This is a genomic window from Pandoraea capi (assembly GCF_902459735.1).
Lineage (GTDB): Bacteria > Pseudomonadota > Gammaproteobacteria > Burkholderiales > Burkholderiaceae > Pandoraea > Pandoraea capi.
The window spans coordinates 103911-127565 of record NZ_CABPRV010000003.1 but is presented as its reverse complement, the minus strand read 5'-3'; the positions used below and the strand labels follow the sequence as shown (position 1 = coordinate 127565).

Sequence of the window (23655 nt, the reverse complement as noted above, 5' to 3'; positions counted from 1 at the left end):
TGTTTCGCGGCGTCCAATGCGTCTGGACTCCGAAGCGTTGAGCCATATCAAGAAGTTGAATTAGCACAAACACCGTAGATTTTTCGACTGTTTCTGCGCCTGGCGCGTCGTCGCTCATTCAACTTTTGCAATGCCAACAACGAAAACAAGAACGCTTTTACTGGCGTGCTCGCTGTACGTCTCGGGGACACAAGCCCAGCAAGTTCAACACACCCAACCCGTCCGACCCGCATTAGCGCCCCCCTCACAAGCCGACAACGCCGCCGCCGCCCGCCTGCGCGCGGAGCAGGATCAGCAACGTCAGCAACAGCAAGATGCGCGCGAGCGTGAAGCGAACGTCAACGCACCACACGTACGGTCGATGCGCGAAGACGCGTCAGGATGGCCCACGCTGCCGCACGAAACCTCGTGCTTGCGCATCGACACGTTTGCGCTCGACACACCGCAAGGGTTTTCCGAGCCGGGACAGGGGGATCGCGCCTTCTCGTCCGCGTCGGACAGATTCGCGTTCGCCCGGAAGTGGACGAGTCACTACGCAGGCAAGTGCGTAGGACAGCAAGGACTGGAGACGATCGTCAAAGGGTTGCAACGCGAGATATTGCGTCGCGGCTACATCACCACACGTGTTCGTCTGCCAGAACAGGACCTCTCAAGCGGCATGTTGCGCATCACACTGATTCCCGGCGTCATCGGTCAGATCCGCTTCGACGATCCCACACTGCGCGGCACCTGGAAAAACGCATTTCCCGCGCGAAGCGGCGACATCTTCGACCTGCGAGACCTGGAGCAAGGTCTGGAGCAAATGAAACGCGTGCCGAATCAGGACGTCTCGATGCAAATCGTCCCCTCGGAATCCGACTTGCCCGGACAAAGCGACGTCGTGCTTGACGTCACCCGCACCCGAGCATGGACGTTAATCGCGTCGATCGACAATGCAGGCACACGTGCCACCGGAAAATTTCAGGGCAGCCTGTCCGCCGGCATCTTCAACCCGCTCGGCCTGAACGACATGTTCAACGCAGGCGTCACTCACGACCTGCTTCTGAAGGACCAAACCTTCGGTTCCCGGGGTTGGAATGGCAGTTATTCGATACCGTGGGGCTACACAACGGCGACGCTTGCCGCGTACGCCAGCACCTACTACCAACAGATCGCAGGTGTGAATCAGACATTCGTCGCGAGCGGGAACGCGCAAACCCTCGACGTCAAACTCCATCGTGTGCTGTCCCGTAGTCAGCGCCACGTCACCGGCGCGCAAATCCGTCTGTCGCGGCGTTTCGGTCAAAGCTTCATCGAAGACGTCGAAATCACGCACCAGCGACGCAACAACACCCTCCTTGAGCTAGGTCTGACGCAACGGCACTACCTGGGCAACGCGCAGCTCGATGGGCTCATCGCCTATCGGCAGGGTCTCGGCGCATTCGGCGCTCAGGCGGATCGTCTCGGCAGTCGCGGCGGGCCGACGTATCGCTTTCGCATGGCCGTGGTCGACGCCAACGTCAGCGTGCCCTTCGCGCTCGCGCAGCAGCGGTTCCGGTTTGTCACCACGTTTCACGGTCAATACACCGCGAACCAGCTCTACTACATCGACAGCCTCTCGATCGGCAGTCGCTACACCGTACGTGGCTTCGACGGCGAAACCATGCTCGCCGCCGCACGCGGCTTCTATTGGCGCAACGAACTTCAGATTCCTATCGGGCAGACGGCCCAGTCCCTTTATGCGGGCGTCGATGTCGGACAGGTGTGGGGACCACAACCCGTGACGCTCGACGGTACGCGGCTCGCCGGGGCTGTCATGGGCGTCAAGGGAAGTGTCGTAACGCGATTCGGGAGCTACGGCTATGGCCTGTTCGCGGGCACTCCGCTTCACAAACCCTCTGGATTTCCCACAGCGAAGTGGACCGTCGGATTTCAGTTGACCGCCCACCTTTGATGCAGAAGCACGCGCGCTGCGCGTACGCCCGTCGCGTTTCCGATCCCGCCTTTCCTGCCTCGCGCCAAGGCATCCACCCTCTGGTCATCACGTCAATGAACAAGAACCTCTTTCGATTAGTGCACAACCCGGCACGAGGCATGCTGATGGCCGTTGCGGAGACGGTCGGCACCGCCAGTAAAGCGGGGACGCGTCGCGTGCGTGCGGGTTTCGTCGCACCGCGCACCGCACGTCTCACCCTGAGACCGATAGCGTTTGCGGCAGTCATGGCCCTCGGCGCAACGTCAGCCCATGCGCAAGTCACCGCCGCGGGCAATCTGCCACCGTCCGTGGTGCAGACAGCCAATGGCCTTCAGCAAGTCGATATCAATACGCCAAGCGCCGCCGGTGTTTCGCAAAACACGTATTCCCAGTTCGACGTCCCGCACGCCGGCGTGATTCTGAACAATGCATCGACGATGACGCAGACGCAGCAGGCGGGCATGATCAACGGGAACCCGCATCTTGCGCCAGACCAATCGGCTCGCATCATCCTGAATCAGGTGGATAGCAATGCGCCGAGCCAGTTGCGAGGCCACCTCGAAGTCGCGGGGAGCCGGGCTGAAGTCATCGTGGCGAACGGTGCGGGCATCGTGGTCGACGGCGGGGGGTTCATCAACACCACGCGCGGCATTCTCACGACCGGAACTCCCGTCTTCGACGCGAATGGCGGCATTCAGGGTTTCGACGTGACGCGCGGCAGCATCGCCATTCAGGGCTTCGGACTCAACGCCACTAACGTCGATCAGGTCGATCTTCTTGCGCGCGCCGTGCAGGCCAATGCCGCCATTCACGGCAAGACGCTAAATGTCATTACCGGCGCGAATCGAATCGATCACGACACACTCGGAACGACGGTCACGACGGGGGACGGGCCCGCGCCGACGGTCGCTATCGACGTGAGTGCGCTCGGCGGCATGTACGCGAACCGCATCACGCTGGTCGGCACCGAAAAGGGCGTCGGCGTGACGAACGGCGGCACGATCGCTGCGCAACTGGGCGATCTTACGTTGACCAGCGCCGGGCAACTCGTGCAGACGGGCAAGCTCAATGCCTCGGGCGATATCGCGATCGATGCGCAGGGTGTCGCCAACCGCGGGACCGTCTACGCGCAACGGGACGCATTCCTCCGCGCTGACGACGCACTTGCCAACAGCGGCACACTCGCCGCGCAACGGCATCTGACGTCCACGGCGGCAGACGTCACATCGACCGGCACGCTCGGCGCGGGCGTCAACCGTGACGGGACCGTCGATACCGGTGGCGATCTGACGGTCACCGCTTCCGCGCGCCTGCATGCAAGCGGTGTGAGTACTTCCGGCGGCAACCTCCGATTGGAAGGCGGCACGCTGGACCTCGGGGACGGCAAGACATCGTCCCAAGGCGATCTGACGCTACTCGCCACGCGAGGTGATCTGAATCTGTCACACGCCTGGGCGAACGCGCAAGGACAGCTTGTTGCTAACGCGAAGGGCGCGCTAATCAACGATCATGGCGCATTAGCGGCACGCCGAAACGTGACGCTCGACGCCGCTAACCTGTCCAACGTAGACGGCAAAGTCTCATCACAGGCAGCGCTGGTCGCCCGAATTGCGGAAGGGCTGACGAATCGGCGCGGGATATTCGTCTCGGACGGCGCGATGGACGTCCGAAGCGGATCCGTCGCCAATGATCACGGGCAAGTACAAAGCGGTGGGGGTCTGTCGATGACGACGAAGTCCCTCGACAACACGGCAGGGCGCATTGTCGCGCTCGCCACCGATGCGCTGACGGTCGAGGCTTCGGAGACGCTGACGAATACGGAGGGCGGTGCCATCGGTGGCAATGGTGCCGTCAGGATTCGCGGCGGACACATTGAAAATCGCGGCGTCTTCAGCAGCCCATCGGATCTCGAAATCGCCGCCCGGGCGCTCGACAATAGCGAAGGAACGCTGCGCGCGTCGAATCGCACGTCGGTTCTCGTCACAGAGGATTTAACCAATCGGGACGGCAGCATCGTTGCTGGCAAATCAGTAACGCTGGATGCACGGACCCTCGACAACAGCGACGGCGCACTACAAGCCGAACGACTGTCGCTGCGTGTGGTGGACGTCGCCAATCGCGGCGGCACGATCACCCAGACGGGCGCGGGGCCAATGTCGCTCCAGATCTCCGGCGAGTTCGACAATGCTTCTGGTGGCACGCTGCAAACGAATAGTGCTGACCTTGCGTTATCGCCCGTCCGAATCAACAACAACGGCGGCACCATCACGCATGCAGGCAACGGCACGCTCACGCTTGATGCCCATGGCGGACGTGGCGAAGTTCTCAACGTTGGCGGCACCGTGCGCAGCAATGGCGACGCGATCATCCGCGCGGACCATCTCGACAACTCCGCGGGTTCGATCAGTAGCAAAGGCGGACTCAGCGCAACGCTCCGGGGCGCATTGACCAACGCGGGCGGCAAGTGGCTCACGAACGGCGATGTCACACTCGTCAGCAAGACGCTGACGAACACGGACGGCGTCATCACCGGCGGCGCGAAATCGACGATACACGTCGACGCGCTGACCAATCGCGGCGGCGCCATCGTCTCGTCCGAACTCGATGTGACAAGCCGCACCACACTTGACAACGACTGCGGCACGCTCAAAGCGAACCAACTCTCGTTGAAGGCAACCGATCTTCTGAACCGAGGCGGGACGATCACGCATTACGGCGCAAGTCCGATGCGGATCGACGTCGACGGCTTGCTGGACAACGCGGCGGGCGGCGTGCTGCAAAGCAATGGGTCCGACCTCACGTTGACGCCATCGTCGCTCAACAATAACGGCGGGAAGATTCTGTCCGCCGGTACGGGAAAGCTGACCATCGCGCCGGGAGGGGGGACGGGAACGCTAACGAATGTCGGCGGCGAGATTGTGGCAGGCGGTGCGTTATCGGTGCTCGCGGCTCAGCTCGATAACACGCAAGGCGCGCTGTCCGCACGCAGCGATTTTCAGGCCAACATTCTTGGCAACCTCGTCAATTCACATGGTGTGATTCGCTCGCTGGGGTCCATCTCGCTCGGCACCGACGGTGACCTGCGCAACGCAGGGGGGCGGATTCAGTCCGGCACCGGGGGCGGCAGTCACTCACTCTCCGTTCGCGCAGCGGCGATTGACAACGCTGAAGGCCTCGTCGGCAATCTTGGGAAGGGCGACACCGCGATGCTAAGCCTGGGCGGAATCGTCAATCGTGGCGGCGTCATCACCGGAAGCGGTCATGTGGCTGTGACGGCCGCCACCATCGACAATACCGACGGCGCGCAGTTAAGCGGTGCGAGCATCAGCGCCAACGCCGACACACTCGACAACACCGGCGGCAACATCGGCAATATCGCTGGCTTGCCCGGGGATATCGCGCTTGCGACAACGGGCGTCCTCACCAACGCCGGCGGTAAGATCGGTGCCACTCGCGATCTCGACGTCCGTGCCGCCTCGCTCGTTGGTGGCGGCGGATATCGTGCGACTCAGGATGTCGTCATCAACGTCGGCGGAGATTTCACCCTCCAGCCGACGTTTCAATTCGCCGCGGGCCGCCATCTGTCGATCACGCTGCCGGGCACGTTCACCAACGGCAGCGCATTCTCGGCGATCCGTCATTTGACGGTGAGCGCTGGCGACATCACAAACTACGGCTCGATCACGGCAGGCGGAACCTTGGCAACGCGTTCGCGCACGTTGCGAAATGTCGGCTCGCTCGTGGGTGGCGATGTCTCGTTCACCGCCACATCGCGGTTGTCGAACATCGGGGCGAGCGCCCTGATTGGCGCGACGAATGCCGACGGAACGCTAGCGTTGCTCGCACCGGTCATCGACAACGTCGACGACACGACCGGTACCGATTCACAGGCGACGACGGCCATCTACGGTCTGGGCCGCGTTGTGATCGCCGGTCTCAAGGATGCAAGCGGTCGCTACCTGAATGCGAGCCGGATTCAAAACCACTCGGCCCTCATTCAGTCCGGTAAGGACATGGCGCTTCACGCGGATCAGGTGACTAACACCCGACGCTCGATGCAAACCTCGGGATTCAGCACCTCGGTCGATCCCGAGCTGATTACGCGTCTCGGCATCAGCCTGAGCGGACGCACGGGAGAGGTGAATACCCGGAATCCGAACGCGATTGGCGGCGTCTACATCGAGCAACCCCATGGCGGGGAATGGAACAGCGATTACATCTTCACATCGTATTGGGGCGTGGCGACGGCCAACACCGTGACGTCGATCAGCCCGCAGGCGCAGATCATGTCGGGCGCGAACCTGAACGCGTCGGCGGTAGGCCTGTTCCAGAACTACTGGAGCGCGGTTTCCGCGACGGGTGACATTGCGATGCCCGCGACGCTGGATCAGAACAGTTGGCGGGATCAGACCGCCCCCGCGGTCAGCGTCAGATATTCAGGACACTACCACTACAACAATTACGACAACAGCAAGCATGACTGGCAGCTTCCCTTCGGCGACGCGACCTTCACGACTCGCCGCCCAGGGGGGTATTCGCAGGTCGCGCCTGCGGACGTTCGTACTTATGCGCTTCCCGCCTATGAATCGAGCTTCGTCGCCAATGGCACGCTGTCGGGCTCGGGTGTCAGCGTTGAGAACACCGCAGGCAACGCGGGAACGCCTTTGCTTGGGTTACTGCCGGGACAGGATGCGACGGGTGTCAACGTCGGGACTTTCGACGGGCATGCGAGCGGCGCAAACACCGGCGTCGCTTCGTTCCAGCACGACGGCATACTCATCGATCCGGTCATCGCCAGCGCCGTCGCGCTCGACGTGATCGCGAACCTGACGATCCCGCAAGGCGGCCTGTTCCGACCGACGACCGCACCGGGCGCCACCTACGTCATCGAATCGAATCCCGCCTTCACCAACGCGAAGACGTTTATCTCCAGCGACTACTACCTCAAGCAGATCGGCGTCGATCCGCAAACGGTCATCAAACGTCTGGGCGACGGCATGTACGAGCAGCAGTTGGTACGAAACCAGATCACAGCGCTCACCGGACGCCCCGTGCTCGGTCCCTTCGGCGATACGGAGCGCATGTTCGAGGCGATGATGACCTCCGGTGCTGCGCTCTCCAAGTCGCTGAACTTGTCGCTTGGCATGAGCCTGTCGGCCGAACAGGTCGCGGCGCTGACGAGCGATGTGATCGTGATGCAAACGCAGGTGGTCGACGGACAGACGGTGCTGGTGCCGGTCGTCTATCTCGCGCAGACGGGGCGGCAAACCCAGAACGGCCCACTGATAGCGGCGCGCGACGTCGATCTGAAAGACGCGCAGCGATTCATCAATAGCGGGACGCTTAGTGCCGAGCGAACACTCACCGTCGACGGCAAGGCCATCGACAACGCCTTCGGCGCATTACAGAGCGGCGGACTCATGACGTTGTCCACCGTCGGTGACGTCGATCTGAGTTCAGCGACGGTCAACGCCGGTAGCCTCGCTCTGAAAGCGGGCGGCGATCTGAAGCTCGATACCACGGTCAACCGTGTCGATCAGGTCAGCGACACGGGCGCGACGCGCACCTCGACCACGCTCGGTCCCGTCGCGACGCTTAACGTCACAGGCGACGCGGTGATCGCCACGGGTGGCAACTTCGAGCAAAACGCCGGAGCGTTGAACGTCGGCGGAAATCTCGGCATGGCGATCGGGGGCAACTGGGAACTGAACACCGTGCAGACGGGCGAGCAGAAGGTCGTCTCCCGGGCGAACGGCGTATCCGATACCAACGTCAACGCCGCGACGGGCAGCGCAGTGACTGTCGGGGGTGTTTCCAATATCGGCGTGGGCGGCAATCTGAGCGCGACCGGGGCGGACATCAACCTCAAGGGAGGGGGCGCGATTGCGGCCCGCGGCGACGTCACGTTGCAGGCGGCGGTGACGACGTCCACGGTGCGAAGCAGCAGCGCGGACAGCGATTACTCGGAGTCGTCGTATCGGTCCGATGACACCGTCATGGGCACCACCGTGCGGGCGGGGGACAGTCTTACGATTGCATCCGGCAACGACATCCACTTGCGAGGTAGCGGCATCACACTTGAAAGTGGGACGGCAACGCTCGCGGCCACGCGGGACGTGATCGTCGGCGAGGTCACCGAGACGCATGAATACAGCAGCCGTCATGAAGGCAGTCGCAGTGGCCTCGTCAGTAGCAAGCGCACGACGAGCACGATGGATTCGAAGACAGTACAGGCCAACGGCAGCATGATCTCCGCCGATGCCGTCGCCATCGTTGCGGGTAACGATCTGAGCGTACGTGGCAGCACGATTGTCGGGGGGGAGGGCGTCGCGCTTCAGGCGGGGCGCGATCTCACGATTCAATCGACGGAGAACCAGAGCGAGCGCCATTCCTTCTATGAGGAGAAGCGGTCGGGATTCGGTACCTCCGGCGGGGTGGGCATCTCTTACGGCGCGAGCGAACAGCGCGACCGGACGAACGAGAGCCGCGTGACGCAAACCAGGAGTCTCGTGGGTGCGCTCGATGGCAACGTCAGCATGATTGCCGGCAACGAGTTGCTGATTCGCGGCAGCGATATCGTCGCGAACGGTGACGTCACGGGGATTGGCCAGAACGTAACCGTGGAATCGTCCGTCAATCGTCAGCAGCAGGACGAGACGCACGAGATGAAGCGCTCCGGCTTCACGCTGGCGATCAAGTCGCCGGTCATCGACGCCGTGCAGAACGTCGCGAATCAGACCCGCGCAGCGGTAGACAACGGTGGCGACGCACGGGTGTCGGCGCTGCGCGGTTACGCAGCGGGGAGTGGCGCATACAGCGCGTATGGCGAAGGCAAGGCGGCAGTCGATGCGCTGAAGAAAGGCAAAGTTCCTGAAGGCAAGATCGAGTTGAGCTGGGGGTCATCGAGCAGCAAATCGACGTCGTCGATGGATATGACGCAAAACGATGCCAGCCACATCAGAGCGGGTGGCGCCGTCGCGCTAATCGCCACGGGCGATGCCGCCTCGGGCAAGGGCGACGTCAACGTCACCGGTTCGGATGTCGACGCCCGTGACGTTCTCCTTCAGGCGACCCATCAAGTCAACTTGCGCAACAGCACCGACACCGAGTCGACGCGTAGCGATAACCAATCGAAGAATCTCGGCTTCGGCGTGTCATACGGGACCAGCGGGTTCGGCGTTTCGGCATCCATGTCGAAGGCGAACGGCGACGCCAATACGGACTCGACATTCCAGAACAACACGCACATCAACGCGAGCAACGCCGCAGTGATTGTTAGCGGTGGGGATACGAACATCGTCGGTGCGGTTGTCGATGCGAAGACTGTCGTGGCGCGCGTGGGTGGAGACCTCAATGTGGCGAGCGTGCAGGACACGACCGAAGGATCCGCGCATCAGCAAACCATGGGCGGCGGCGTGAACCTCAGCATGGCTGGGGCTTCTGGAAGCGCCAGCTATGCACGCGGCAATGCGAGTGGAAATTACGCAGGCGTGGTGGAGCAATCGGGATTGCAGGCGGGCGAGGGCGGCTTCGACGTCGCCGTCGCCGGGAATACGGATCTGAAGGGCGCATACATCGCGAGTACGGCGGACGCCTCGCAGAACCACCTGACGACGGGCACGCTGACGTTCAGCGACATCGAAAACCACTCCGACTACAGCGCCAACAGTTTCGGCTTCGGCGGCGGGTTCACCGTCGGCAACGGGGGCGCTAACGAACGTACCACTGGCAAGACGTCGGGCAAGAACAAGGGTGGGATTTCTCCGATGTTGCCGCAAATGGAGAGCGGCAGCGAGCGCGCGACGACACGCACCGGCGTGAGCGAAGGGACGATTGTCATCACCGACACAGCGAACCAGACGCAGGATTTGGTAAATCTCAACAGAGATACTGAAGACCTGAACGGAACGGTCACACGGACGCCAGATTTGCAGAATCTTCTTAGCGATCAATCACGCTTGATGCAAGCGGCGACGGCGGCGGGTGAAGCCGTCGCACGCGACATCGGCACGTACGCGAACAAGAAGGCGGACGAGGCGAAGAAGCTGGCCGAGAAAACCGATGATCCCGCACTGAAAGCGCAGTACTTGGAAGAAGCGAAACAATGGTCTGAAGGCGGCGACTATCGCGCGACGATGCATGCGGCAGGCGGCGCGCTCGTTGCGGGACTCGGGGGTGGAAACGCCTTAGGAGGCGCATTGGGTGCCGGCCTGACATCCAAGCTTGGCCGGGTCCTCGACGACGTCAGTGACGACATCCGCAAGAAGCGCCCCACCGGAAACGCCGACATGGACGAAGCCCTCGGACAGATCGTCGCAACGGGCTTAGGTACTGCCGTCGGTGCGGTAGCCGGTGGTAGTTCGGGCGCGTTCACCGGGTTCAATACGGATCGGTTTAATCGGCAGTTGCATCCGGATGAGAACCAGTGGATCAAGAACAATGCCTCGCGGTATGCAAAACAGCTCGGCATCACTGATGAGCAAGCCCTATCTCGGTTGACCGACCAAGCGAACCGACAAGTACAGAGCGGCTCCGAGGGAGCATGGGACCAATCCGCGAGCACGTTTCTGAGTCAGGCTCGTGGGATGTTGCCCGCCTCTGGAGACAGCGGCATGAGCTACATGTTTGTCGCGACGCCCGGCCAAAAAGCGAATCCCCAGATGTACGCCGAGTTCTACGTAAACGGAAATGGAATGAACACACCAAGTGCCTCCGCAATATCAAGCGCTGTAGATAGAGAGACGGCGATTCGAAACAACCTAGCAAACGCAACGCTGATCGCAGCTGGGACGGCCGCAACGATCGCTACGGGCGGTGCGGCAGCAGCCATACCGGGTACCCCAATCTTCAGTTCCGGAGGTGTAATGGGTTCAGGCGCTCTGACGGGCCCCGTGGCGACTGGAACCATTTCAGCGACGGTCAACGCTACTGCGCAATACCTTCAAAACGGAGAAATTAATCCATTTGACGTAGCTGCGGCATTCGGTGCGGCGGCGCTAGGAACTGGTCATGGCTTGCTCTGGAACATAGGGACTAACGCCGTTCTTGGGGGAGTCAGTGCCGGAGTTAAGAACTATGTGCAGGGTACGAACGACAATATAGCCGCATCTGCGCTACGAAATGGCGCGCTATCAGTCGCTGGGTTCGGATTAGGAAAATTCGCACAAAAAGGGATGTCGAGTATTTTGAAACCTGATATAAATTCTTCAGGCTGGACTGCGACTGGAAAATGGAGCAATTCCGGATGGAACCTATTCAGAGAGAATTCACTACCCGCAGCACTTGGAAGCGTTTCTGGAAGTTCTGGACAGGAAATAGCTGACACCGTCACAAAGAAAATTCCGCACCTCAACACATCTAACGGAAAAAATAAGTGAAGCGATGGATTATTTTTTCCGTTTTCACATGGACAATTTGCGTTCTATGCTTTTTCCTAGTATGGATATTTGGCATATTAATTTCTTGTGCATTTTACGACGACTGCCTTAGAGAGATAAACATCGGAATCTTGATAACGATGATTAATGTAAAAAGTGCCTTAATTAAAGGATCCCTTTCCTTTTTCGTAATTATGATTTTTTTGATAATCGGAAAAACAAGGTAGCCAACAAAGTATTACCGGAACACCGCTAGGTTTGGGCTTGATGCTGGAGCACGGGCGCGCACTCGACTGAGTGAACGAAGACATCCGGAATAAGCGCTCCACAGGAAACGCCGACTTGGGCGAAGCCCTCGGTCAGATCGTCGCAACGGGCTTCGGTACTGCAGTTGGTGCGGTAGTCGGCGGTAGATCGAGTGCGCTCACAGGATTTAACACGGATCGGCTTAATCGGCAGTTGCATCCGGATGATGCAAGCATTTGCAAAAAGATCGCGTCAATCAGTGGAGGGAAATATACAGAGCAGCAGATAAGCGATGCTCTACGTGCAGCCAACAATAGCCAACGAGGCGAAAGTGTGACGACTGGGATGGTGGTGGATGGTGCGAGTAATCCGGAGGGTATCTACGATTAAGGCGCAACGTTTTCAGTACCGTCGCATGACGGAGTGTTGGATCGAAGGAGCCTACTGTTATCGAAGATGCTCGTCGTGTAGGAGAAAGTAGATGAACTGGAGAAGGGCTTACTCAACTATTCAGATATGGTTCGTCGTGTGTCTTGCATCGGCGTTTGGTGCCGGATTCTGGTCTTTCCTGATCGCAGGAATTTGTCGCGTTGCTTTCGGCCTCGAAGAACGAGTGGCCATGACGCTGATTTTTCTTCCATTTGCCGTCGTTTTTTTCTGTGTTTTTGTGAAGTACTTACCAAAGCCGCTAAGAAATGCAGGGATGCTGAGCGATGATCCAAAGACACTGGGACCTTGGCTTCACTCCGATGGGAACTAGTACCGCGCGAGAAGGCGATTTCAACGGCGACGTCATTATCACCGGTTCGAACGTCGATGCCCGGGACGTCCTCCTTCAGGCGACCCATCAGGTCAACTTGCACAACAGCACCGACACCGAGTCGATGCGCAGCGACAACCAGTCTAAGAGCCTCGGCTTCGGCGTGTCATACGGGACCGGCGGGTTCGGCGTCTCGACATCCATGTCGAAGGCGAACGGCGATGCGAATACGGACTCGGCCTTCCAGAACAACACGCATATCAATGCGAGCAACACCGCCGCGATTGTCAGCGGTGAGGATACAAACATCGTCGGTGTAGGTGTCGATGCGAGGAGTGTCGTGGCACGCGTGGGTGGAGGTACGCGGTCGGAGTCGAGGAGGGCCGTCGTTATTCGCTCGAGTAGGGAGGCAAAGATATCCTGAAGGACTTGGTTATTTACTACCGACAGCGCCGGGAGTCGTAATCCACAATCTTGATGTGCTTCATGTTGGAAAGATAATTAGTCTTTCGATATAAAAGTGAATAAATGGCTTCTGTATATTTTTGCTCCGACCATCGGAGCAACCGTTATCTGTCTGATAGCGATATTTCCAACCCTAATGCGAAATTTTAGGTTGTGGCACATGAATCGCAAAAAACTCCCTCACGGACATTTCGCAGAGAGGTGAGGCTTGAAAAGAATCTTGATAATTTCGCGGGCGACGACAGTTTCGCGTTTGCAGAGGTTGCGTGCTACTTACTAGCGATGTTGAGTATTTTGGACGCGCTCATCTTGTTGGCAGGCGCCAGTCCAAACTCTCCGGACTCAGTCCTCTCCTTTAAGCGGCAAGCGATCGTCCTCATCGTTGCCTTGATTTTTAAAATATTTTCGTTCGTCTTCTATTACGCTTTGGCAAGGCGTCTCTCAAGTTGCTCCATGCTGGCATGGAGAATAGCGCTAGGCGTCTTCTTGCTAAATCTGATCTATAACGCGCAGTTGATGATCATCAAACCCGGGCCACTTTCGATGCTGCTGGTCATCCTCTCGGTGGGAGGAGTAATTTCGGTTGTTCGTGGGCGGAAGTCGATGCAGGGCCGGAATACTGCCGCGGTGAAGCCCGAAGTCTGATTGATGAGAGTGAATGTTTGATGGAAAAGAAATCCCTAAAAGACAATTTTCTGATTGCCCAAGTTGCGTTTTGTTATTTTGCTGTATTCAACGCATTTGTTCTTGTACTGGCGTTGATCGGAACCGACTATTCTTTGAACGGCGCACCATTGCTCCAAAGAATATCGATTTTGGCGAGCACCATCGCGAACGTATTTCTGATAACGCTCGGATTCTCAGTCATGGCCATGAGCCTAGAGCGGTGTACGAAAGTCGTTTGGCGGATAGCGTTGATCGTCCTTGGGGTGGCTGTGATCGTCAATGTGCTAGCGATGCTTGCGCAACTGTCCATCATGCCGATTTTGAGCACCGTGGTTTCGGTCGCGGGTATTGCATCATTGATCTATGAGCGAAATGCGGTTTTCGGTAAGTCAAAGAGGGATACTTCGGGTGTCGTGCACGGCTGATACCCGGCTCTCCTCAAGCGCCGAGATGAAACCCCGCTTCAACGAGCTTCGCGGATGAAATCGCGCAATTTACATCGTTTCATTGGGTGTCCCGATCAGGAAGCTTCACGCGATGTCAATTGCGCGCTTCATTTGATTGATTCCATCTGAGTTGCAACCGTTACAACAGTTACATGCAATCACCCTAAACCCACTCCCCTTTGGGTTTACGCTTCGTCCATAGCTCACGGCGATGCAGAATGTACGTCCCCGTGAGCCCTCATACGGAGACGAGCGTCGATGACCAAACCCTACCTCACACTCTTCGCGGCACTCGCCGCCACCGCCGCTATTAGCTGGATGGCTTTCAGTGCGCGCAGTTATGCCGCCGAGTCCGGCGCGCAAGTTCAGACGAATCCCCGTCAGGAACAGATCAAATCGCTCGTCGATGCAACCATCACGCCGCTCATGGCGCGGCAGGACATTCCGGGCATGGCCGTCGGTGTCGTCGTCGACGGACAGTCCTATGTCTTCGATTACGGTGTTGCCGACAAAGCCGCCAACAAGCCGGTCACTCACGACACGCTCTTCGAAATCGGCTCTGTGAGCAAAACCTTTACCGCGACGCTCGCCACCTACGCGCAAGCCGCTGGCGCACTCTCCTTAACTGACAAGGTCAGTCGTCGTGCCCCCGAGTTCGCGGGCACCCCGTTCGGCGACGTCAAACTACTCAACCTCGCCACCCACACCACGGGCGGCATGCCGTTGCAAGTGCCGGACAACGTCACCGATACCGAAGCCATCACGCAATACCTCAAGGCATGGAAACCCGCCAAGCCGACGGGCACCGTGCGCACCTACTCCAACGTCAGCATCGGTGCGCTCGGATGGATCACCGCTCGTGCGATGCATGGCGACTTTGCATCGCTCATGTCCGAGCATGTCCTGCGACCGCTCAATCTCACGCACACCTTCCTGCGCGTGCCGGAGGATCAGCAAGCGAATTACGCCTGGGGATATAAGGATGGGAAGCCCGTGCGCGTGAATCCGGGCGTCTTCGAACAAGAGGCGTACGGCGTGAAAACGACCGCGAGCGATCTGCTGCGCTTCGTGCAGGCCAACCTCGGTGAAGCCGTGCATGACCGCCGTCTGCGTCACGCGCTGTACGCCACACGCACCAGCTATTTCTTCGATGCGCCGATGACGCAAGACGTCATCTGGGAACAGTACCCGTACCCGGCCAGTGTCGACACGCTGCTCGACGGCAATTCGTCGCGCATGGCGTACGAGCCGACATCGGTGCGCGAACTCGCACCGCCCATGGCGCCGTCACCGGTCGCCTGGGTGAACAAGACCGGTTCGACGAACGGCTTCGGGACTTATGTGGCGTTCGTGCCGTCGAAGCAGATGGGGATCGTGATCCTCGCCAACAAGAACTATGCGATGGACGAGCGCATCCGTGCCGCACACCGGATTCTCTCTACGCTCGACGGCCTTCGCCCGAAGGCCGAACCGGCCAAATAACGGCGAACCGCAATCCGGCCCGGTCTGACGTCGTCACCCGACGAACGTCGCGACAGCGTTGGATACGCCACCGTATCCAACGTCCTCGCCGCGTCAGGCCATCGTCCGGCAATCAGCCGCCGAACACTTTCTCGAACGCCGCCGCAAGATCGTCGATCAGATCTTGCGGATCTTCCAGCCCGATATGCAGACGCACGATCGGACCGGCGTTCGACCAGTCTTCGCACGTGCGCGTGCCGACAACGTTCGACACCGTCGCCAGACTCTCGAAGCCGCCCCACGACGCCCCGATGCCGAACAACGTCAGTGAGTCGACGAATTGGTCCGCTTGCTGGGGTGTCGCATTCGCGAACTCGAACGACACCAGTCCATTTGTGCCGAGACAATCGCGTCGCCACAGCTCGTGCCCCGGGTCCGTCGGCAACGCGAGGCAGAACACGCGTGCCACATCCGGCAACCCATTCAGCCAATGCACGACTTCCAGTGCATGACGCTCGTGCATCTGCAAGCGCGCCCCCAGCGTGCGCGTGCCGCGCAACACCAGATACGCGTCATCAGGACTCACCGCAACGCCTTGCGCATCGGCCATCGTCGAAAGCGTTTGCCAGACGTCCTGCGTCGTGGTGACGGTGCCCATCATCACGTCGGAGTGACCGCTGAGATACTTCGTCGCGGCCATCACGGAGATGTCGGCCCCCAGCATCAACGGACGGCATTGCACACCCGATCCCCAGGTGTTGTCAGCCACGAGCAACGCACCGTGACGATGCGCCAGATCGGCCAGCGCAGGAATGTCGCACATCTCATAGACCAGCGATCCCGGCGCTTCGATGTAGATCAACTTGGTGCGCGCTGTCATATGCTCCGCTGCGTCGCTGCCGTCCGCACGGAAGAACGTGACGTGCACGCCCCACGGCTTCAGGAACGTCTCGACGAAATGACGCAGCGGCTGATACACGCAATCGGCAATCAACACGTGGTCGCCGGGACGCACGTAAGCCAGGAACACCATCGAGATCGCCGCGAGCCCCGTCGGGAACAGACGCGTGCGATACCCGCCCTCGAGCCCGGCGACCACGTCTTCCAGTGCAAATCCCGTGGGGTTGCCACGCGCGCCATAGGTGAACATGCGCTCGGTGCCGCGACGGCGGCGAGCGTCGTTCATGTCGTCCATCGTGTCGAACAACACCGTGGACGCGCGCACAACGGGCGGATTGACGGCGCGCCCGCCGACGACGGCAGTATCGGTGCCGCCCTTGACGAGACGGGTGGCAAGGCGCGGATGACGTAGCGGGGGGATTTGTCGGGACATGGTCTGGCGTAGAAAAGACGTTTCGAGCGATTCAGGTCATGCGATGAGGATGTGGGCCTAAGCGTGGGCGCCATACCTGCACGGCACGCGCCCACGCCAGACGCACAGCTTACTTCGTGGCGGCGGCATCACCAATACGGAATGCACCGCGCTCCTGCTCGTCCAGCTGCGCGAGCAGGCCCGTCTCCCACGCCAGATACTGACGCGCCGCCGCCTTGTTCCCATCGTGACGGTCATGCACGAAGAAGAGATAGTCGATGCACTGGGCATCGGGCGGCGAATCCGGCGTGGTCTGCACCGGCTGCCCGGCCGCCGTCCACGCCTTGAAGCCGCCTGCGAGCCACGAGAACGTGCGCGCATCCTGTGCATGCTCGCGTCGCCAGTCGGCCACGAACAACTCCGCAACACCGCGCTCGTCGCCGATCACGACGACGTCGCCCGTGGCGGGCAGCGTCGGCAAATGCGGACGAATCGCCCACAGCGCCCCCGGCACATGCTCACGACGGAAGCTCATGCTCGGACGTACGTCAACCACCGTCACGCTGCCGTCAGCCAGGGCGGTGACGAGCGCGGCGACATCGATTTCCGGGAGCGTTGTGGCGACACCGGCGACCGGTAGGGGCAGCGATGCCCCGCTGGCAAGACCGTCGCGCAACACATAGGCATCGTGGCCCAACTGACGCAGCCAGCTCGCGACGATCGGCGCACGCACGCCGTCGTTGTCGAACAGCACCACACGTGCGTGACGCACGCCCACGTACTGATCCGTCGCCTGAATCAACTGTCCGCCCGGGGTATGCTGCGCACCCGGCAGCGTGCCCGCGGCAAACTCTTCGGGCGTACGCACGTCGCAAAGGAACAGCGTGCGCGACGTATCCTTCGCCCACTGCGCAAACGTCGACGCCTCCACTTCAGGCACGGCAAAGCGCTCAGCCAGCGCACCGCTCGCTTCGCGCATCTGCGCGAGACTGGACGGCGTCACCACATCGGGATACCGACGCGTACTGCCATGCTCCAGCGGCAGGTCTTCCAGATACCAGCCCTGTGTGCCGTTCTCCAGCGCCATCACCGGATTGGGGATACCGAGGTTGATGAGCGTCTGCGCACCGATGATGCTGCGCGTGCGCCCCGCACAGTTCACCACGATGGGCGTGGTCGTATCCGGCACCAGCTCGCGAATGCGATAGCCGAGTTCGCCGTTCGGGCAGCAGATCGACGACGGGATCGTCATCTTCAGGTATTCGTTGACGGGACGTCCGTCGAGAATCACCACGTTGTCGCCACGCTCACGCATCGCGGCAAGCTCACGTGCCGTCACACGCGGCGTGTGATACGCCATCTCGACCAGTTCGCCGAACGTCTTCGACGGGACGTTCACGCCCGCGAACAACGTGAAACCGGCTTGCTGCCAGGCATCGGTTCCGCCTTCGAGGACGGACACATCCGTGTAGCCCAGCGCACTCAGACGCTGCGCGGCGAGCACGGCGACGCTCTGGTCGGTGTCATACACGACCACGCGCGCATCGCGGCGCGGCGCGAGACGCACGATGTCGATTTCGAGGCGGCTGTAGGGCAGCGTCACGCCGTAGAAGAGGTGCGCCTCGCCGTACTGGCCGTGTTCGCGCACGTCGAACACGGCGATCTCGGCGCCGTCGTGCAGCCATTCCTTGAGTCGGGCTGGCGGCACAAAATGAGGAGTGAACGAAGTCATAACGTTGCGTCGGTTGTCGGTTTCCGCCCGGCCGTAGCCAAAGCGTAGGGATGAGCAGACCCGCACCGCCGGTGAGGGCGGTGTGATGCGGGCGGCGCGTGGACGTACGCGCCGTTGGGAATCGGTGGTGGCTGCGTGTGACCGGCGACGTAGGCGTCGGCAGGCGGCGCAGCCGTCAGCGGATTAGTTCATCGAAGGCACCAGAGATCAGCGGCGCGTCTTCACACCGATGTCCATCACCTGATACGTGCCGTTGGTCAGATCGAAGGTGATGCGCTCGGTGAGCGTCTCGAGCGCACGGCCGTACATGTGCAGATGGCGGATCGGCGCCTCACCCTTGATCTCGACCGCATGGATGTCTTCAGACGCCAGCGCAATGCCGTTGCCCGGATCGACCACGACGGTGTCGCTCACTTCGAGCGTGCCGACGCCGGGTGTCTTGCCGTCGTCGGTGCGACGGTAGACGTAGTTGTATTCCACGCCGTCGACCGCCGCGATGCACGCCCACGTCGTGTGGTTATGCGGCGTGATCTTCTTGCCCGGGCGCATGACGTTCAGATACAGCGCGTACGTCTTGTCGGCGTCTTCATGAATCAGATAACGCGCTTGCAGTTCGCCGTCGTTCGGCGGCGGGAACTCGGCTTCATTCCAGAGCGCCGTACGAGCGGCGAGCGACTTGACCTGTTCGAGCACGGCGGCCAGTGCGGGGCGCGTTTCGCCCGCCGGTGCCAGCGCCGCCTTCATGGCGGCAATCGCCTCGCCGACGACGGCCTGACGTTGTTCGGGGAGTTGGGACGTGGACATGATGAGAGTCTTCTCCGTAGTGCTTTGTATGACGTTGTTGTGCGGGGCGCCCGGGTCAGGCGTTGTCGTGTGTTGTGTTGTCCGGTCTTTGCGGTCTTTGCGGTCTTTGCGGTCGTTCCGGTCGTTCGGCGTGCGGTGCCGGGTCTCAGACGGGCACCGCTTCACCGCGCGGCACGCTGATCATCGGCGACGGACGCAACACGTCCTGCAGGAATCGCTGGGCCCGCGCGTGCTTCGGCTGACTGAAAAACTCCGCCGGTGGCGCATCTTCGAGCAACTGCCCCTGATCCATGAACCAGACGCGGCTCGAGACGTCGCGTGCGAAACCCATCTCATGCGTCACGATCATCATCGTCAGGCCGTCGTCCGCCAGCGAGCGCATCACTTGCAGCACTTCCTGCACCATCTCCGGATCGAGTGCGCTTGTCGGTTCGTCGAACAGCATCAACGGCGGCTTCATCGCCAGCGCCCGGGCAATCGCCACGCGCTGCTGCTGGCCGCCCGAGAGGTTCGCGGGCATGGCGTCGATCTTGTGCGCGAGGCCGACCTTGGCGAGCAGCGTTTCGGCTTGTGCGACCGCTTCGTCGCGCGACATGCCCAGCACTTTCGTCGGCCCGAGAATCAGGTTCTGACGCACCGACAGGTTCTGAAACAGATTGAAGCTCTGGAAGACGAAACCGATGCGCGCGCGCAACTGGTTGAGCTTCACATCGCGCGCGGTGACGTCTTTGCCCTCGAAGAGAATGCGTCCCTTCTGAATGGCTTCGAGCCGTGTGACGGTACGAATCAGCGTCGACTTGCCCGAGCCCGACGGCCCGCACACGACAACGACTTCACCGCGATTGATGGTGGCGTCGATGCCCTTGAGGACATGGTGTTCGCCGTAAAACTTATCGACTTTCTCGAATGCGAGCATGGTCATGATCGTGCTCTGCCTCCTGACACTTGATGCTTGAGTGCTGCCACTGCGGGCTTCGTGGTTCCTGTCGCGGTCCCTGGCGTCATCATCGTCATGCCAGCCCCGCGCGCTGCCGGGCGATTCGACGTTCCAGCCAACCGGCGAAGCGCGAGATCGCAAAACACAACACGAAGTAGAACGCCGCGAGCACGAGGAACGTTTGCAACGGTTTGGTCAACGTGATCGTGTTGACCTGCGCCGCCGAATACGTGAGTTCGGGCACACCGATCACATAGGCGAGCGACGTCGCCTTGATGATCGACACGAACTGATTGACGATCGACGGCAGCATGTTCGCGAGCGCCTGCGGCAACTGCACGTAGCGCATGCTTTGCAGCCACGACAGGCCGTTCGAGCGGGCGGCTTCCATCTGTCCGCGCGGCAGCCCTTCGAGACCGGCGCGCACGATCTGCGACAGGAACGCGCTTTCGTAGACGATGATCGCGCACACCGCCGTCGTGAAGGCCGACACCTCGGCGCCGACGAGCAGCGGCACCGCGAAGTACGCCCAGAAGATGATCATCAGCAGCGGAATGCCACGCACGAGCCGTGTCCAGATACCGGCGATGCGTCGCATCCAGCGCCATGGGGAAACCTGCGCCAGACCGATCATCACCGAGATCGGGAACGACACCACCAGCCCCAGCGCCGACAGGATCAGCGTGATGGCCACGCCACCGAGCGGGCCGTTGGGCCAGCTGCCGACGAGAAACAGCGCGAGATAGTCGTGAAGAATCTCGTACATCGTCAGACTCCCGAGGGCGCCGTGCGGCGTTTGGCGAAGTGCTCGGAGAGCGCCATCAAGGCCAGCGTGCCGATCAGATAAAGAATCGTCGCCACGAGAAACACATCGAACGTGCGGAACGTCAGGTTATCGATCTGACGCGTGCGATACAGCAATTCATGCACACCGATCGCCATCGCCAGCGAACTGTTCTTGAAGAGCAGCAGCGACTGGTTGAGCAGCGCGGGCAGGGCGACGCGAATGCCTTGCGGCAGGATCACGTAGCGGAACGACTGCAAGTATGTGAGGCCAATGGACCATGCCGCTTCCTGCTGCGTGTGCGGAATCGCACGCAGGCCCGAGCGCAGGTCTTCCGAGATGAACGCTCCGGCGTTGAGCGCGAGCGCCACCGTCGCGAAGAAGAACTCGGTATTGCCCGCGTTGATCCAGTCGCGCATGCCTTCGGGCAGCAGTTGCGGCACGCCGAAGTACCAGACAAGGATCTGCACCAGCACCGGTACGTTGCGGTGATACTCCACCACCACGATCACGAAGCCCTTGAAAAGCTTCACCGGCAGTGCGCGCAAGGTGGTGAGCACCACGCCCACCACGATGGCCAGCAACCCCGAGACCACGAACAGCTTGAGCGTGGTCAGTACCCCGTCACGAAACAGCTTCAGGTAACCGTCTTCGAGCAGAAACGAGAGATCGAACATGGTGCGACGTCTCGCTCACTGCACCTTGATCGGCTCGACCTTGTAGTCGCGCGTGAACTTGTAGACCGACTTGCTGCCAAGCCACTTCTCGAAGCTGTCCTGCAAGCCGTTGGACTTGTCGTAGTCGACGAGAATCTTGTTCACCGCGTCGCGCAGGGCCGGTTCGCCCTTGTTCATCACCACACCCCAGCGCTCCTCGAACACCGGCTTGGTGAGCAGACGGTATTGCTGACCGCCCTTGGTTGCCGCTTCGTTGGCGAAGCGCGCAAGAATCAGCTGACCGGCGACGAGCCCTTCCACCTTGCCTTGTTGCAGTGCGAGGAACGCCGACGAAATGTCGTGGAAGGTGAGCAGGTTCGAATCGGGCAGGCGGGTGACGGACACCGCCGCCGAACTCGATCCTTCCGACGCTGCGATCTTCTTGCCGGAGAGTTGTTCAAGGGTCTGCACCGGCGAATCGGCGCGCACCAGCACGCGGATCGGCGCGACGAAGTACTGATCGCTGAAGTCGACCTGCGCGGCGCGCGCGGGCATCCAGGCAACGGCGGCGGCGAGCACGTCCACGCGACGGGTCTTGAGTTCCGGAATGCGGGCGTCGGTCGACAGCGCGCGATGCTCAAGCTTCACGCCGAGCCCTTTGGCGAGCGCCGAGCACACATCGACGTCGAAGCCGACGATCTTGCGCGTGGCGGCATCGGGGAAGGCGTAGGGTTCGCTGGCGTTTTGCGTGCCGCAAACGAGCGTGCCGCGTGCCTTGATGTCAGCCAGTTGATCGGCGTGCGCGATCCCCGTCATGGCGAGTGTCGCGAACAGCGCGGCTGCAAGGTGTCGTTGCCACATGATGCTGAGTCTCCTTGGGGGTTCGACCGAAGGGCGCATCGATTTACGGGAAAGCTAATAACGAAAATCGATTAGCGGGGACCAGTCAACGCTGGCTTGCACCCCCAGTCACATAAATATTGCTTGAGTGTCAGGCAGGTTATCCACCAAAATTGTCCAGAACAATTTAATTTTTATCTCAGAAACATTAACGTTCCTGAAGTATTGATTCGGACGATCATGCGAAATCTGGACATCGATCTGCTACGCACTTTCGTGGCTATTGCGCAGCATGAGACCTTTGCTGCGGCCGCCACGCGCGTGGGTCGCACGCAGTCGGCCATCACGCAGCAGATGCAGCGGCTTGAACAGGAAATGGGGTGCCCGCTATTTGAAAAGCAGGGGCGGCAGAAGACCATGACGGCCGACGGCGTGCGTCTGGTCGCCTACGCGAACAAGATCCTCGCGCTCAACGATCAGGCCGTGCAGGTCATGCAGACGCGCGGGCCGGCGGAGAAGTTGCGCATCGGGTCGCCGCATGACGTCGCCGAGTCGATCCTGCCGAGCATGCTGCGACGGCTCTCGAAACTCTCGGCGGAATTGCAGCTGGAAATCATCGTGGGCCGCAGTCCGCATTTGATGGACGCGCTACGCGACAACGAACTCGATCTGGCGATTTCGACGCGGTACGACGAAGGTTTTCCCGGCATCAAGCTGCGCACTTCGCCGATGGTGTGGATCTGTGCGGACGATTTCATTTTCAATGCGGCAGCCCCCGTACCGCTCGTGATGGCCGACGAGTTGAGCCTGTTCCGACGCCTGTCCATCGAACGGCTTAACGCTGCGGGCATTGCCTGGCGCACGAGTTTCATCTCGCCAACGCTCACCGGCATCAAGGCGGCGATCAGCGCGGGCCTCGGCGTAACCGCACGCACGACCGAACTGCTCGACGCAAACATGCGCGTGCTCTCCGAAGCGGACGGCCTGCCGCGTCTGCCCGACGTGGCGTTCTATCTCTACGTGCAGCCGACGTGCACGAGTCAGGTGCTGCGCGAGCTGTTCGAGTCGACGGAACACATTGCTACGCGCTTCGGACCACCGTTTCTGATGGGGGAGTGAGGCCCCCAACGAAACGTTGAAACGGCGAGCCGGCAAGACGGCCGAGCGATACGATGCCGACGGGCCATGCCTGTAACCGGCTGACGATGAGCGCGC

At 60.7% G+C, this 23655-nt stretch carries 15 protein-coding genes and 1 pseudogene; 9 read left to right on the top strand and 7 right to left on the bottom strand.

Annotated elements, in window-relative coordinates; all coding sequences use genetic code 11:
• The first annotated feature begins 130 nt into the window (after positions 1-130).
• The 8 genes and pseudogenes from PCA20602_RS07335 (at position 131) to blaPNC (ending at position 15396) form a co-directional block, all read left to right on the top strand.
• Positions 131-1933, top strand: coding sequence for a ShlB/FhaC/HecB family hemolysin secretion/activation protein (locus tag PCA20602_RS07335; protein WP_150720668.1), 1803 nt, complete (start codon positions 131-133; stop codon positions 1931-1933).
• A pseudogene (locus PCA20602_RS26375) lies at positions 1933-2943 on the top strand (two-partner secretion domain-containing protein); the annotation flags it as partial. The gene PCA20602_RS07335 and the pseudogene PCA20602_RS26375, both read left to right, overlap by 1 nt.
• Positions 2938-11331, top strand: coding sequence for a hemagglutinin repeat-containing protein (locus PCA20602_RS07330; RefSeq protein WP_425495657.1), 8394 nt, complete (start codon positions 2938-2940; stop codon positions 11329-11331). The pseudogene PCA20602_RS26375 and the gene PCA20602_RS07330, both read left to right, overlap by 6 nt.
• A 342-nt stretch (positions 11332-11673) precedes the next feature.
• Positions 11674-11967, top strand: a complete 294-nt coding sequence (locus PCA20602_RS07325; protein WP_150720666.1) for a hypothetical protein — start codon at positions 11674-11676, stop codon at positions 11965-11967.
• Positions 11968-12326: 359 nt separating this feature from the next.
• Positions 12327-12761 carry a hemagglutinin repeat-containing protein gene (locus tag PCA20602_RS07320; protein WP_174980881.1) on the top strand — a complete coding sequence of 145 codons (435 nt, stop codon included), beginning with the start codon at positions 12327-12329 and terminating at the stop codon, positions 12759-12761.
• 242 nt (positions 12762-13003) lie between these two features.
• Complete coding sequence (locus PCA20602_RS07315) at positions 13004-13447, top strand: hypothetical protein (RefSeq protein WP_150720664.1); 444 nt, start codon at positions 13004-13006, stop codon at positions 13445-13447.
• 20 nt (positions 13448-13467) lie between these two features.
• On the top strand, positions 13468-13893 hold the full coding sequence (locus PCA20602_RS07310; RefSeq protein WP_150720663.1) for a hypothetical protein: 426 nt from the start codon (positions 13468-13470) through the stop codon (positions 13891-13893).
• 279 nt (positions 13894-14172) lie between these two features.
• Positions 14173-15396, top strand: coding sequence for a PNC family class C beta-lactamase (gene blaPNC, locus PCA20602_RS07305; protein ID WP_150720662.1), 1224 nt, complete (start codon positions 14173-14175; stop codon positions 15394-15396).
• A gap of 112 nt (positions 15397-15508) precedes the next feature.
• Here blaPNC and metC read toward each other — a convergent pair whose 3' ends face one another.
• The 7 genes from metC to PCA20602_RS07270 form a co-directional block, all read right to left on the bottom strand.
• Positions 15509-16708, bottom strand: a complete 1200-nt coding sequence (gene metC, locus PCA20602_RS07300) for a cystathionine beta-lyase (RefSeq protein WP_150720661.1) — start codon at positions 16706-16708, stop codon at positions 15509-15511.
• A gap of 109 nt (positions 16709-16817) precedes the next feature.
• The gene (locus PCA20602_RS07295) at positions 16818-18419 is read right to left on the bottom strand and encodes a rhodanese-like domain-containing protein (protein WP_150720660.1); all 1602 of its coding nucleotides are present in this window, start codon (positions 18417-18419) and stop codon (positions 16818-16820) included.
• Positions 18420-18626: 207 nt separating this feature from the next.
• On the bottom strand, positions 18627-19223 hold the full coding sequence (locus tag PCA20602_RS07290; protein ID WP_150720659.1) for a cysteine dioxygenase family protein: 597 nt from the start codon (positions 19221-19223) through the stop codon (positions 18627-18629).
• Positions 19224-19368: 145 nt separating this feature from the next.
• Positions 19369-20139, bottom strand: coding sequence for an amino acid ABC transporter ATP-binding protein (locus PCA20602_RS07285; RefSeq protein ID WP_069340592.1), 771 nt, complete (start codon positions 20137-20139; stop codon positions 19369-19371).
• Positions 20140-20233: 94 nt separating this feature from the next.
• Positions 20234-20926 carry an amino acid ABC transporter permease gene (locus PCA20602_RS07280; RefSeq protein WP_069340488.1) on the bottom strand — a complete coding sequence of 231 codons (693 nt, stop codon included), beginning with the start codon at positions 20924-20926 and terminating at the stop codon, positions 20234-20236.
• Positions 20927-20928: 2 nt separating this feature from the next.
• Complete coding sequence (locus PCA20602_RS07275) at positions 20929-21621, bottom strand: amino acid ABC transporter permease (RefSeq protein ID WP_069340487.1); 693 nt, start codon at positions 21619-21621, stop codon at positions 20929-20931.
• Between the two features lie 15 nt (positions 21622-21636).
• Positions 21637-22461 (bottom strand): transporter substrate-binding domain-containing protein, encoded by an 825-nt coding sequence (locus tag PCA20602_RS07270; RefSeq protein WP_150720658.1) that lies wholly within the window; start codon positions 22459-22461, stop codon positions 21637-21639.
• A gap of 219 nt (positions 22462-22680) precedes the next feature.
• Between PCA20602_RS07270 and PCA20602_RS07265 the strand changes: the two genes are divergently transcribed.
• On the top strand, positions 22681-23559 hold the full coding sequence (locus PCA20602_RS07265) for a LysR substrate-binding domain-containing protein (RefSeq protein WP_069340485.1): 879 nt from the start codon (positions 22681-22683) through the stop codon (positions 23557-23559).
• Positions 23560-23655: the final 96 nt, after the last annotated feature.